The sequence below is a fragment of the Amycolatopsis taiwanensis DSM 45107 genome (assembly GCF_000519205.1).
In the GTDB taxonomy this organism is placed as follows: domain Bacteria; phylum Actinomycetota; class Actinomycetes; order Mycobacteriales; family Pseudonocardiaceae; genus Amycolatopsis_E; species Amycolatopsis_E taiwanensis.
In genome coordinates this window covers 34,538-46,664 of record NZ_JAFB01000046.1, presented here as the reverse complement: position 1 = coordinate 46,664, position 12,127 = coordinate 34,538, and the positions used below count along the sequence as shown (strand labels likewise).

Below are 12,127 nucleotides of genomic sequence, written 5' to 3'. Positions count from 1 at the left end.
ATTGAAAACGTAACGTTGTACGTCGGTGTCGATCACGAAGTACCGAATGCAGTCCGCGTAGTGGGCCCGTAGGGGGAATGGTGCTGAAGCCGGCAGAAAAGGTGCTGGAGGAGCTCGCCCAATGCTCGAACATCTCGCTTCGCTCGGATTCCGGGCTGGTTGGCGCGGTGGCCGACGCCGCGGCAGCGGCGGACAACGAGAAGCGTAAGAAGCAGGCCGAGGAGAAAAAATCGAAGGACGAGGACTACGTCCTACGGCGGAAGCCCGGACTCCAGCCCATACCCGGGCCCGGGTGGGGAGAGCGATCTGTTCAGCTGACGCCGTGGGACGTGCTGCATGTACTCGGCCGAGCCATCGCGTTGTCGAGAAGAGGAGCCGCGCGCGGATTCGCCGAGCACTGGGGCGCGCTGAAGTACAGTCAGGCGCTGACCGGCGACGCCGGTTCCTTCATGAAGCTGTCCGCTGAGGGCAAGGTGACGGCTGACCACTACAAGGCCCTCCAGTCGAGCGAGCTCGGCATTGGCTTCGCGCTGGCGCTGGCCCGGCGGGTTCTGGCGCGGCGCCATCCGGACCGGGTCGTCTCGATCGTGCCCGCGGACACGGCGTTGCGCGCCGGCTGGGCTCTGACCAGCAGAGATAAGGGCCCACGAAATAGCTACGGCTACCGCCCGCAGTTCTTTGCCGAGCTGTGGAAGCCGGGAGAGCCTTCCCTGGCACTTCCGATTGCCTGCAAGGGCAACCACAGCAACGCCAGCAACGCCACGTATTCCCACACCCAACTCGCCTCGGCATCGGCTCACGTGGAAGGGGTGCACATCGGGACCTGGAACGAGACCCCTGCGCTGATCTTCAGCACCGAGCTGCCCCTGGAAGGCTATGTCACCGTGCACGCCCTTCGCGCCGAAGGAAGTGGTGGCTGGCTGGGCCGGACCTACGCCGAGGGTGGTGGTCTGGACGTCGAGCTCAAGGACGAGAACCACTTCCCGCAAATCCAACTGCCCGCCGAGGGCAACGACACCCCTGCCTCGGTTCCCGGCTTTCACGTCACGCCGGAGCTGTATGGCTGGTTTGCAAAGGTGCTCGCGCGCACGGCTGCCGCTGGAGTGACGGCCTTCGCCGGCGACGGCGGAGCGACCGCTCAGTACTTGACCGAGCGTCAAGGGAAGAAGCACTTCACCGGCTTCGCGCACGCGGCCGTCGATAGCGTGCAGGATGCCGCCCACACCATCCTCGGCACTTGTTTCACGGGCACCGACCACGTCTTCCGGCTGAACGGGACCCGCGTTGAGGCCTTCTCCGGCGTAGAGAAGGACCTGTTCGACCTTTTGGCTGAAGGACAAGTGGAGCAGTACCGCCGCGAGATCTACGAGCGCCGCTCCGCTTGGCCCAGCAAGTCCTGGGACGGCCCGTGGGGCGGCCCGGTGTCGGTTCACCAGGATGGAACCGTGCTCGCCATGCGCCTCCTCCGCCAACGGGACGATTCGATCTGAAGCCGCATACCTAAACCGCTGACCTGCAAGCACAGCAATCTTCCCCTCCAGAAAATCTGTAACCAGCATGTTGCAATCAGTAACTGGAGGGCTGTGGTCGCACCGGGGGAGTTCCGCACGTTGGTCGCGCTCCGCGCGAAGCAAGGCGAATTCATGGCGATTAACGCCGTTGATGACGTGGAGCACGGGACCCTTCAGCCGCTGTTCGAACTGAAGGCAGCGGGTATGGTCCAGGCGAAGCAGTTCGATGAGATCGAGGCAGTCGTGCGAAAGCTCTACAAACTTGGTCGCCACGTCATCGTCGATGCCTCCAACGTTGGTCATCTGGTTGTTACATACATTTATGCTTCGGCTCACGCCCTTGGTCGGTGTCGGGTCTCCGATAGATCTAATTCCCCATCTTTACCTCGATACTGTGCTACCCGACGTTATGTCGGGCCGCCAGCGGAGTGTTGGGACGGTTCGGGCACCGGCTCATGTTTCCGGCAGGCCGTGCAGTACCACGACCACGCGGTTGACCGGCCGCTCGCGCGCCTGACCTCGCATGGTTTCCCGCATCGCTCACATAAGTGCAGCGTGCCGAGGTCGCGTACCCGTAGCTCTTCGAGCAATCGGTGGGCGAATTCGCTGCCTTCCAGCGTGAGCATACTTTCTCGGGTAACGTTCTTCGTACTGCTTGACAAAGCATTCAGGCTTCCGAACAGTACGACCTCTTCATCGATGACCACGATTTTCCGGTGTTCGTGGTGCGATCGGATGACCGTTGCCCCGGAAGCGTGCAACGCGGGTAGTTCATCTTGGGCCCAGCCCTTGGCCATGTTGCGGTCCTCGTCCGGCCGGATGAACACACGCACGTCCACGCCCCTCGCGACGGTGCCGGCTATTAGGGGAACAACCTGTTTGGCGCGGGTGGAGATCCACGGCGACCACATCCATACTTGGCGGGTCGCCGACCGAAGCCGCCCTTCCAGTTCGATGTAGAAGGTCTTTTCGTCGCTGATGTCGCTCGCCGTGACCAGCTGCCGAAGCATCTCACTGACCTCGGTGAACGCGTTGTCCACGAACTGCGGTAGCGGTTCCTCCATGCCGAGCAGCGCAGCGGCGCTCCACAGCCGCACCCGTCCTCGGCGTCGCGCAGCGGTCAGGGCGGCAAGCGGCCCATGGGCCGCCCGTTGTACTGCGCCAAGGTCGGCGATCAGGTAGAGGCGGTGTTGTGCTCTGGTGATCCCGACACCGAAAAGCCGGACGCCGTCATCCTCCCAGGTACCCGCATCTCGCCGTGACTTGGCCACCCAGCCGTTGCCGTCCTCAACCAGGTCGAACACGACGGTGGGAAACTCCCGACCTTGGAATGCATGCACGGTGCCGACCGAAACACCGGCGACGAGGCCGCGATCTCTCAGGCCGGCCAGGGTCGCGTCCCGTTGGAGGGTGTACGGCGTGACGATGCCGACCTCGTTGTCCTCGGGCAGATGATGCTCGGCCAACGCCCTGGACAGTACCAGTCCCGCTGGCCACCAGCCGCGTTTTCCGCCTGGTCGGCGAACCTCACCCATCTCACCGAGGCTGCTCGTATCGACAAACACGATCTCGGTGTCCTGCCGGGCGGGTACCCCGGGCAGATCGCTTGCGTCACGAAGGACCTCGTAGATCACGTCATTAGCCAGCTGCCGCAGACCTGGGCCGAAGCGGAACTGGTGTAGCAGGGTCACGCATCCCGGATGTTGCAGCGCATCGTTCGGCGTGCGGATGCCCGCATGCGTGAACGGGTTCGGCAACACCCAGCGCCGCAGCTGTTCATGGGTGCTGTTTGCGAGATTCCTGTCCTGCACCGGGGGAAGCTGGAGGAAATCGCCGAACAGGACGGCGGTTTTCGTCGCCCGGCACAGGGCAAGCAGCACCTCGGCGAGGACGGCCGCGCCAGCCTCGTCGACCAGTACGACATCGAAATCCGCCTTGGCCAGGGCTGGGTGCATCCGCGAGCGGGCGAGGGTAGTAGCCACCAAGCCGGCTTCCTCGACCAACAGCTTCTCTGCATCCCGGCGTAGTTTGCGGGACCTGTTCACCAGCAGGCGATGCGCTTCTTCCAGCTTGCCGCGCTGGGAAGCGGCATTTCGCTGCTGTCCCCTGACCCGCTCCAGCCGCTCGAACTTGCCGGGCAGATCGGCCGAGCGAGCTTGGCGCACATACTCGTGGTCGACATCGGTGGGCAGGCCGCGGTCCTGTCTGGCCTGGCGAAGGTCGCGCAATTCCCGCAGTCGTGACAGCGCGGCGGCTTCGGATTGATCGGCTTGGTCGACAGCCTTGCGCGCCTTCCCGAGATCGGTGTCCACCTTGGCCACGTAGTCCCCGGTGATCGGCTGAGCGCTCGCACGGTGCGCGCCAATCAATTCGGACAATTGGCGATGTCGCACCGCGGCAAGCTGCTCAAACGCGTGTAGCTCCTCGGCGGCCTTGTCGCGAGCACGCTTGGCTTTTCTGGTCGCCAGCCAACCGTCTGCCGCTGTCAACCGGAGTTCAGCCGCGGTCACCTCCGCTTGCTTACTCTTGTGCTGGACGACGAGACGGTTGAGTTGAGCGGTCAGCTCCTGAGCGTTGTTCAGCGCCTCGCGTGCGCCTGCAATACGATTCCATTCGTTCTGGGCCTGCTGTGCGGCGGCTCGCTTGGCAGTGGCTTTTCTGTCGGCTGCTTCCCATAGCGCTTCGGCATCACGAATCAGCAGGGCGAGTTTGTCAAATTCTCGTCCATTCTCGATCCGCTCTAACGCCGCCCGGTAGGTGGTGGGGGCGAAATCACCGACCTGCTCGGACAATGTGGCGATTTCGGTATCCAGGCCGTCAAGCTCGGCGAGTTGCCGTTCAATCGTGCGCAGTTCGCGGTCGACCTCGTTGGAGGCAGCAGCGGCGAGTTGCTGCAGATGTACATCCGGATTGTTCGCCACCTCAGCCAGCTGTGCCGGGCCGACCCGAATCGCGGCCCCTCGTTTGGGTCGCATGGCCTTGACCACGGCGTGCAGGGCGTTGTCCACAGCCACGTTTGCGGTGGACACCAGCAGCACACGCTTGCTGCCGTTGACCAGATCCTCGATCGCGCGGGCGAGTACCCTCGTTTTGCCGGCCCCCGGCGGTCCCCACACCAGCCGAACGCCTTCGCTCAAACACGCGCGATAGGCATCGGCCTGCGCCCCGACCAAGCCGGGAGGCGCCGGAATTCCGCGCATTGGGTGGGGCGCCAGACGGTCGGTCGCGAACGCATCCGCTATGTGTGCATTGCCGGATTCGCGCAATCCGCTGATCAATTTCTCGGTGAGCAACCGGACGGACATGCTCCTGCTCCACACTGTCCGGCTCCGCTTGGGCAAGGCGGCCGGCTCCTTGAGTAGCAGCACCCCGTCGACCTGCCGAAATGTTTCGATTGGATACGCCGTATCCACGTCCGGGCCACCGTTCCCGGCGAAACACAGGTCATTGAGCGTGTCGAGCTTGACCGGGTCGCCCCGTTTGTCCAGTAGAAGCCAGCCAGGTTCGTTGCCTTCTTTGGCACTACCGATGGGTTTCCACCGTTGCTGCGCCGATGGCCCGGGTTGCAGAGTGAGCCAATGCTCTACCGCACTGATGGCCTCGGATTTCCACTCGGCTAGCGACACCGATCTGTCCCCCCGTGATGATCGATCACCTCTGGGTTACCGAGTAAACCAGGGATCGGTGCGCTACCACAGAGAGATAACAAGGATGGAGCAAGATCCGATGAAGGCATGACCTCGCGGTCCAGACGAACTTCATCCTGCCTGAGGCCAGTCGGTGGTGGAGCGTTCACTTGGATGACTTCCAGCACAGTGACAGCGCTGTCAACCAACCAACTGTAGGCGGGTGGTTAGTGTGCAACTCCGTCCACGGACACGGGATGCGCCGGTGCCGCTACCGGGGACAGCCGAAGGCCCACCTGCAACATGTCTTCACGGCTATCGCCGTGAGTATCGAGCGCCTCAGCGGTATGCCGCCGACCGGCGAAGCAGTCCCTCCCTGGCTACCGACCGCCTTCCAGGATGGACCAGCACGGGATCCCTCGACTGAAGTCCTTACGGCCCGTCAGCAGCTGACCCCGACGCTTCCAAGATCACCGACAAGGTCAAGCTAGGGCTCGACGACCCAGCCGGGCGCCGATCGCCCCGTCCAGCGCGCCACCCGATCCCAGCACCGATCCACGCTGGCGCAGGAGCGACGCACCGTGATGGTTCGACAAAACGAACATATTTTGCGGTCGCCTATACCCACTGAGCAGGCGGTTCGTAAGGTTCGTGGAGGTCGCCCTCGAGTACGAACGCTGCCCGGACTGGGCGCGCATGCATCTGCGCCTTGCCGAGGCAATCACCGCCGGAGCGGGGCTGGTCGCCGCCCACCGCCAGCTGCTCGCCCATGACGTGCGGCTGCACGACAGCTACCTCAGCTACGAAACCCGCCAGTGGACCGAGTTTCTCCAGATCCACCACGACCACCCCGGGAGGACGGCATGACGACCCACTCGTCGGAAACCGACACCGGGCCGCTGCAGCGGCGCTGCCCGGATTGCGGGGTCGGGACCGGCCAAGCCCACCTCGACGGCTGCGACGTGGCCCGCTGTCCAGCCACTGGGCTTCAGCGCCTCGGCCACTCGCCCTCGTGCCGCTGCCCGCAGGACGTGGGGACCGGACGCTGGCCCGGGGAGGCCGAATGCATCGAGTTCGGCTGGATGCTCGGCCCCGGCATGCCCGACCTCAACCGCCTCCTCACCACAGCCACGTGGGACCCGGCCACGTACCGCTGGACTCACCCCGGCACCCCGACACCGAACACCGAAGGAGAACAGCGATGAGCACGCTCACCACCGACACGACCTTGTCCACAGGCACCGACCTCACCGCCGGCGAGTACTGGATCGACCTCGTGCCCGCCGAGGCCGCCGAGCCGCACCAGGTCAGCGTTCCCGCCGTGATCGAACCCCGCCGCCACCACGGGCTGTGGGTGCGGCCCCGCCTGCGGCGGGAGGTCGCCGAGGCCCTGTGCGACTGGCTCAACCTGTTCTACCCGCACGATCCGGACTGGTACCCGCTGGCCCGCTTCGAGGAGGAACTGCTGGTGATTTTCACCAAGAAAGCCGCTCATCAGCGCCACGAGATCGCTCTCGGCGAGGACGGACGCTACCCGCTCGGGGACCTCGGCCGCTGGTTTCTCTCCGCCCCGACCCGCATCCCCGCCCGGTCCGACCACCACCTCAGCGTGCTGCGCGACGCCGAACGCCACCACCTGCGCCCAGGTGAAGCCCTGGTGACCTGCGACCCCGCAAACCTGCCCATGAGCGGCTTCCCCACTCGGGTCGAAACCCGCCCCGGCATCCACCCGTGCATCCCAGTGTTCCGGCCCGAGATCGCCGAAGCCGTGGCGGTCTGGTCCACCACGCGCCACGAGCGCGTTCCCGACAACCACCCGCAGGTGTACTTCGATGGCGACACCCTGGTCCATGGCCACCAGCATCTGCGGGCCCTCGACGGCTACCTGCCGTGGCGCATCGACCCCGATGCGGACGGGAATACCGGATCGATGGCGACGAGTGGACCTTCCAGACGGTGCCGGCGAAATCCGAGGGAACCGGGCACGGGTAGCCGAGTCGACTGGGGAGCCCAGGGTGAACGCGGTCCGTTGCGTCAACAAGCGGGTCACCGCCAACCAACGGCGAGCACCACTTTCCACAATCACATTTGCCATCACAGCGCCAGGCTGACCGCAAATGTGTGGTGGCCCGTCAGGGCTTGTGGGCGATTCCTGCGACGATCTGCGACTGGTAGGCGTCGATGTCGCCAACGATGGTGTCGTTCTCGATGCCGTCGACGGTCCATTCTGGGGTCCATACGATTCCCGGCGGTTCCAGCAGCGGCCACTCGCCGAAGAACTCCCGGATCTCGGGGCGGGTGCGCGACAACGCGCGCGCCGTGGTCCGGTCGTAGTCGTTCAGAACCGCCAGCAGCGCGTCGATTGCCTCTTGTGGCATGCCATCGACGCTGGCGTGTGAGATGGCGAGGTGAGAGCCGGCGGGCACCTGGTCGCGGTAGAACGCGACCGCCTGGTGCGGGTTGAGGTCGTTGGGGAGGAAATGCAGGACCGCGACCAGAAGCAGTCCGACTGGTTCGGTGGGGTCGATCAGACCGGTGTCGTTGATGGTTTCCCACAACTGCTCGTACCGAAGGAGGTCGCCGTTGATCGGCCGATTCCGGTCGAGTTGGTCGGCACCTTCGAGCAGGAGGTAGCTGTGCGCGCTGGCGACGGGGTCGTGATCGACGTAGACCACACGGCATTCGCCGGGGGCGAAGCGCTGCGCGACCTGGTGCACGTTGCCCTCGGTGGGCAGCCCCGAGCCGATGTCGATGAACTGCCGGATGCCCTGGTTGATCATGTGCTGGACCGCGCGTCCGAGAAACCGGCGGTTTTGCCGCGCGGCCCATGGCAGGTCGGGCACCCGCGCGATTTGTTCCTTGGCGAACTCGCGGTCGGCGGCGTAATTAGAGGTTCCGCTGAGGTAGAAGTCGTAGACCCTGCCTTCATGCGCCTTGTTCATCGACTCGCTCAGCAGCCGCTCGGCAACGTCCTTCGACATCGCCCGCACGGGACCATCAACCGGGATCATCACTTACCCCATCTCGCTCAGCGGAGTGATCATGGACAGTTGCTACCAGTGTGCCCTGTCGGCCCCGCAGATGATCGCGACGGTGTCCATCGGACACACGCGACCCCTTTTACCGGTTCGCCCGGGTCCGCTCGGGCTTCTATGGCGCCCGCTTGCGTTCACCGGCGACGCGCATGATCCGGCAGGCGTGGCTGACCCACCAGATCACCGCCACTCACCAAGGCGCCTGGACTGAACCGGTGGACTACATGGGGTTGTGCTGCGGTTGGGTGGATAGCGTGGCGATGCGGGCTTGGACGTCGGTGACCCGGGGGTCGTCGAGTTCGGCGAGGATGTTCGCGGCTTCGCGGTAGTTGGCGCGGGCGGCGGTGGGCTGGCCAAGGGCGGTGAGGGTTTCCGCACGGGCGATGAGAGTTTCGGCTTCCCCCCAGCGTTCTCGGCTGCCGCGGCGGAGTGTGAGAGCGGTGTCGAGATGGTCCAGGGCTGCCCGGGGCTGCTGCTGGGACAGCAGCATCAGCCCGTACTGGTGGTGCGTGCGGCTCAGCAGCGGGGGCGAGGGGATCGGGCGGGCGAAGTCCAGCGCGTCGCTGGCGGCTCGGCGGGCGGCGGCGGGGTCGCCCTCAGCTTGGTGGAAGTGGGCGAGAGCAGAGCGTGTGAACGCGAGGCCGAAGGCGAATCCGAGGCCCGTGAAGATCGCGTCGGCCTCGTCGATGCAGACGTCGCCGCGGTCGAACGGCCGACCCGGCCGCTATTGCCAGCTCGGCGGTGGTGGAACCAGGTTTGCCAGCCAGCGCGGCGCGTACCTTGTCCTCGGCGGTCGGTTCGTCCTGCGGGACAGGCGCGGCCGCGGTGTGGTTCTTGCGGTTACTACGGGACATGACGAACTCCGTCTGTGTTGGTGCGGAATGGGATGGTCATGCCCCGGCCGGGGCGTGGCCCGCCGGTGCGCATCCGGTAGTGCGGGCTATAAGACTATGGACGCTTCGTCGCCGCCTCCATGTCAAGCGATTCGTCAAACAAGACACACGTGTCTGGTGTGGACACGCTGTGACTGTCAGCGATATTTGGCCGTTGTCATTGGTATTTGGCAGTTGTCCGCGATCGGTGCGTCGATCGATGCGACTCCCAGCTATAGACGGCGGCTGCGGGCGGGCCGACCGGCGGGGTAGCCCGGTTTCCCAGGTTCCATCTCAGGCGGCGGGGATTCCCAGGTCTTCTTGGCGGCTCCGTGACATCCGGCCACGGAGCCGCCGCGAAAACTCGACTGCGGCCACTGCTACTTTGCCGGAGGCCGTGCGAGAGAACGAGGAGGTGGTAGCCGTGAACGTATCGACATGGGTGCTCCCCTCGAGGGTCACGGTCGGACGATAGGTCGTCCGGGAGCGCCGTTCACGAGCACTCCCGAAAGGCACGACCATGCGATTCACTGCCTCCTTTCGCTGGCCCGAGGTCGGCGGCCCGGTCGGCTACGCGGGAGGGGTGATCGCCATCGGCCTCCGGCTGGCGGTGGTCGAGCCGCGCATCTCGGCCGCTCTTCTGTTCGCCGGGAGTTTCGTGCCCCGCGCCCTGTTCGAGGAGGCCCGGCAGGTCACCATTCCGCTGCAGGTCCTGCTGCAGTGGGACGACGAAGGAAACGACCGGCAACTGGCCATGGGCCTGTTCGACGCCTTCGGCTCCAAGGAGAAGACGCTGCACGCCAATATGGGCGGGCATACCGGCGTCCCGCAGTTCGAGGGGGACGACGGGAGCCGGTTCTTCGCCCGGCACCTGAAGTGAAACCGGGCCGACAGGCCGGCAGCAGACGATAGGAGCTGCCGGTCAGGATGCCGCTCATCGAGGACAGGTCCCGGCCTTCCTCTATGGCGGTGGCCAGTTTCTCGCCGCAGTAGCCGTGTCTAGATGGGCCTGTGTCCTGGTAGAGGGATGCGCTGCAGGTTTGCATCTGATCCGAAATGGACGATCACGTGTCTCGGTTCCTACTGCTCGCTTATGGCGTGGATCATACCGAGCTTGAGCGTCGCGTTAACCGGGAGCGAGAGGGCCGACAGGCCATCCGCGGTGGAGGGGACGTCGCTAGCTTCCGTTTCCCACCATCAGATGATTGATGCGGTGAAGTTGGTATCCAGTGATCGAACGCGATCATCGACCGTTTCACCTGGTACAACACCGAGCGCTACCACTCCGGCATCGGCTACCACCACCCCATCGACGTCCACTATGGACACGCACAGAGCGTCTGCGGTGTGGGGGTGTTGTGGCTGTGGCGGAGCGCCGCTGAGTCGGGGCGGGGCGGCGGCAGACATTGCCCGCCGCCCTGCCATCGACTCAAGAGGCCCTCTGTTCAAGCCGGTTCAAGTTCCCTACGCGATCACCCGGCGGCGATCGTCTCGGCGGCCTCGGCCTCGTCCACCGCCGCGGGGGCGGGGTTCTTCGGGCCGCGCAGGGCGATGTAGAGAAACAGCGCGCCCATGACGGCGACGCCTGCCCACATGGCCTGCTGCCAGCCGTCGATGAAGGACTGCTGGGCGGCATGGACGATCTGCTGGGTGTGCGAGCCGGTGCTGCCCGAGACCTCGACGGCGTTGGCGATGCCTTCGCGGGCGGTGTCCGCGGCCCCCTGGGGGACGCCGTGCAGCCGGTTGTCAATCGCGCTGCGGTAGCCGGCGGACAGGAGCGCACCCAACATGGCGACGCCCAGCGCGGTGCCGAACTCGCGGGTGATGTCGTTGAGTGCGGAGGCCACGCCCTGCTTGTCACGCGGCAGCGAGCTGGTGATGGCCTCGGTGGAAGGCGTCATGGACAGGCCCATGCCGATGCCCATGGCGAGCATGCCCGGCAGGATGGTCAGGTAGCCGCCTTCCAGGGAAACGAACAGCGCCATCAGCGCCAGGCCCACACCGGCCAGGGCGATGCCCACGGCCATGGTCGAGCGGGAGCCGATGCGGGCGGCCATCTTGGGGGCCAGCCCGGAGGTCGTCATCATCATGACGGCCATCGGCATCATGGCCACCGTCGACAGCAGTCCAGACCAGCCGAGCACCGCCTGGAAGAATGGAAACAGGACCACGGCGATGCCTGCCTGGACACCGAAGACCACCAGTAGCGTGAGCGAACCGCCGGCCAGGCCGCGCTCCCGGAACAGGCGTACTTCCAGCAGTGATGCGTCTCGGCGGTGCAGCTCCCAGGCCACGAAGCCGATGCCGGCGATGAGGCCGACGGCGAGGCTGATCAGCGTCGCGGGGGCGGCCCAGCCGCGTTCGGGCCCTTCCTGCAGGACGAAGATGAGGCCGATGACGGCGACGGTGGAGACCAGCGCGCCCATGGTGTCGAAGGAATGGGCCGAGCGCTCACGGGAGTTGGGCACCGACTTCAGTGTCATGCCCAGGGCCACGATGACCAGGGCCACCGGCAGCACGAACAGCCAGCGCCAGTCCGCGACATCGACCAGCAGGGCGGAGAGGAACATGCCCAGGACGCCGCCGCCTCCGGCGACGCCGGTCCACACGCCGATCGCCTTGCCGCGCTGCTCCTCGGGGAAGGTGGAGGTGATGACGGCAAGGGTGATCGGCATGATCATCGCGGCGCCGATACCGCTGGCCACACGGGCCGCGATCATGACCTCGGTGGTCGGGGCCAGGCCCGCCACGACGTTTGCGACACCGAAGATGCCAAGCCCGGCGATCAGCATGGGCTTGCGGCCCAGGCGATCACCGATCGCGCCGAGCGGCAGCAGTAGCGCGGCCAGAGCCAGGGTGTAGACGTTGATGATCCACAGAACCGTGCTCTGTGAGGCCCCGAACTCGACGGCCATGTGGGTCTGGGCGACGTTCAGCCCGGACACCGACGCGATGACGGCCATCAGCGCCATGGAGACGGCGATCAGGATGGTGCGCAGCTGACGCGCGTCCGGCGCGCCGCCCTCGCCGCTGGCTACGGCGGCGGGCTCCTGTGCGGGCTGGTTCGTACTCATGGATTCCTC

The 12,127-nt window shown here is 65.6% G+C and carries 10 protein-coding genes and 1 pseudogene; 5 read left to right on the top strand and 6 right to left on the bottom strand.

From position 1 onward, the window contains the following. Positions 1–77: 77 nt before the first annotated feature. Positions 78–1,490, top strand: a complete 1,413-nt coding sequence (locus tag A3CU_RS0130700) for a hypothetical protein (protein WP_043843141.1) — start codon at positions 78–80, stop codon at positions 1,488–1,490. Between the two features lie 428 nt (positions 1,491–1,918). On the opposite strand, the gene A3CU_RS0130695 is transcribed toward A3CU_RS0130700, so the two are convergent. Beyond that, positions 1,919–5,137, bottom strand: a complete 3,219-nt coding sequence (locus A3CU_RS0130695) for an AAA domain-containing protein (protein ID WP_027945493.1) — start codon at positions 5,135–5,137, stop codon at positions 1,919–1,921. A gap of 230 nt (positions 5,138–5,367) precedes the next feature. Between A3CU_RS0130695 and A3CU_RS55955 the strand changes: the two genes are divergently transcribed. From A3CU_RS55955 to A3CU_RS51630, 3 genes are all read left to right on the top strand, one after another. Continuing rightward, positions 5,368–5,628, top strand: coding sequence for a transposase (locus tag A3CU_RS55955; RefSeq protein ID WP_483756961.1), 261 nt, complete (start codon positions 5,368–5,370; stop codon positions 5,626–5,628). 160 nt (positions 5,629–5,788) lie between these two features. Beyond that, positions 5,789–6,004 (top strand): hypothetical protein, encoded by a 216-nt coding sequence (locus A3CU_RS47520; RefSeq protein WP_052372458.1) that lies wholly within the window; start codon positions 5,789–5,791, stop codon positions 6,002–6,004. Beyond that, entirely contained in the window at positions 6,001–6,342 is a 342-nt protein-coding gene (locus tag A3CU_RS51630) for a hypothetical protein (protein ID WP_084144003.1), read from the top strand. The genes A3CU_RS47520 and A3CU_RS51630 overlap by 4 nt, the downstream gene beginning before the upstream one ends. Here A3CU_RS51630 and A3CU_RS0130685 read toward each other — a convergent pair. The 3 genes from A3CU_RS0130685 to A3CU_RS52880 form a co-directional block, all read right to left on the bottom strand. Beyond that, the gene (locus A3CU_RS0130685) at positions 6,297–6,989 is read right to left on the bottom strand and encodes a hypothetical protein (RefSeq protein WP_156960645.1); all 693 of its coding nucleotides are present in this window, start codon (positions 6,987–6,989) and stop codon (positions 6,297–6,299) included. The two genes, A3CU_RS51630 and A3CU_RS0130685, sit on opposite strands and share 46 nt — an antisense overlap. 280 nt (positions 6,990–7,269) lie before the next feature. After that, positions 7,270–8,118 carry an SAM-dependent methyltransferase gene (locus tag A3CU_RS0130680; protein ID WP_027945491.1) on the bottom strand — a complete coding sequence of 283 codons (849 nt, stop codon included), beginning with the start codon at positions 8,116–8,118 and terminating at the stop codon, positions 7,270–7,272. Between the two features lie 274 nt (positions 8,119–8,392). Beyond that, positions 8,393–8,842 carry a tetratricopeptide repeat protein gene (locus A3CU_RS52880; protein WP_245617427.1) on the bottom strand — a complete coding sequence of 150 codons (450 nt, stop codon included), beginning with the start codon at positions 8,840–8,842 and terminating at the stop codon, positions 8,393–8,395. A 749-nt stretch (positions 8,843–9,591) separates the two neighbouring features. On the opposite strand from A3CU_RS52880, the pseudogene A3CU_RS47515 reads away from it, so the two are divergent. Next, positions 9,592–9,924, top strand: a pseudogene (locus A3CU_RS47515) (alpha/beta hydrolase); the annotation flags it as partial. A 317-nt stretch (positions 9,925–10,241) separates the two neighbouring features. Here A3CU_RS47515 and A3CU_RS55250 read toward each other — a convergent pair. Both A3CU_RS55250 and A3CU_RS0130665 read right to left on the bottom strand, forming a co-directional pair. Beyond that, positions 10,242–10,373, bottom strand: a complete 132-nt coding sequence (locus A3CU_RS55250; protein WP_281174165.1) for a hypothetical protein — start codon at positions 10,371–10,373, stop codon at positions 10,242–10,244. A gap of 143 nt (positions 10,374–10,516) precedes the next feature. Beyond that, positions 10,517–12,118 (bottom strand): MFS transporter, encoded by a 1,602-nt coding sequence (locus A3CU_RS0130665; protein ID WP_027945489.1) that lies wholly within the window; start codon positions 12,116–12,118, stop codon positions 10,517–10,519. Positions 12,119–12,127 lie beyond the last annotated feature (9 nt).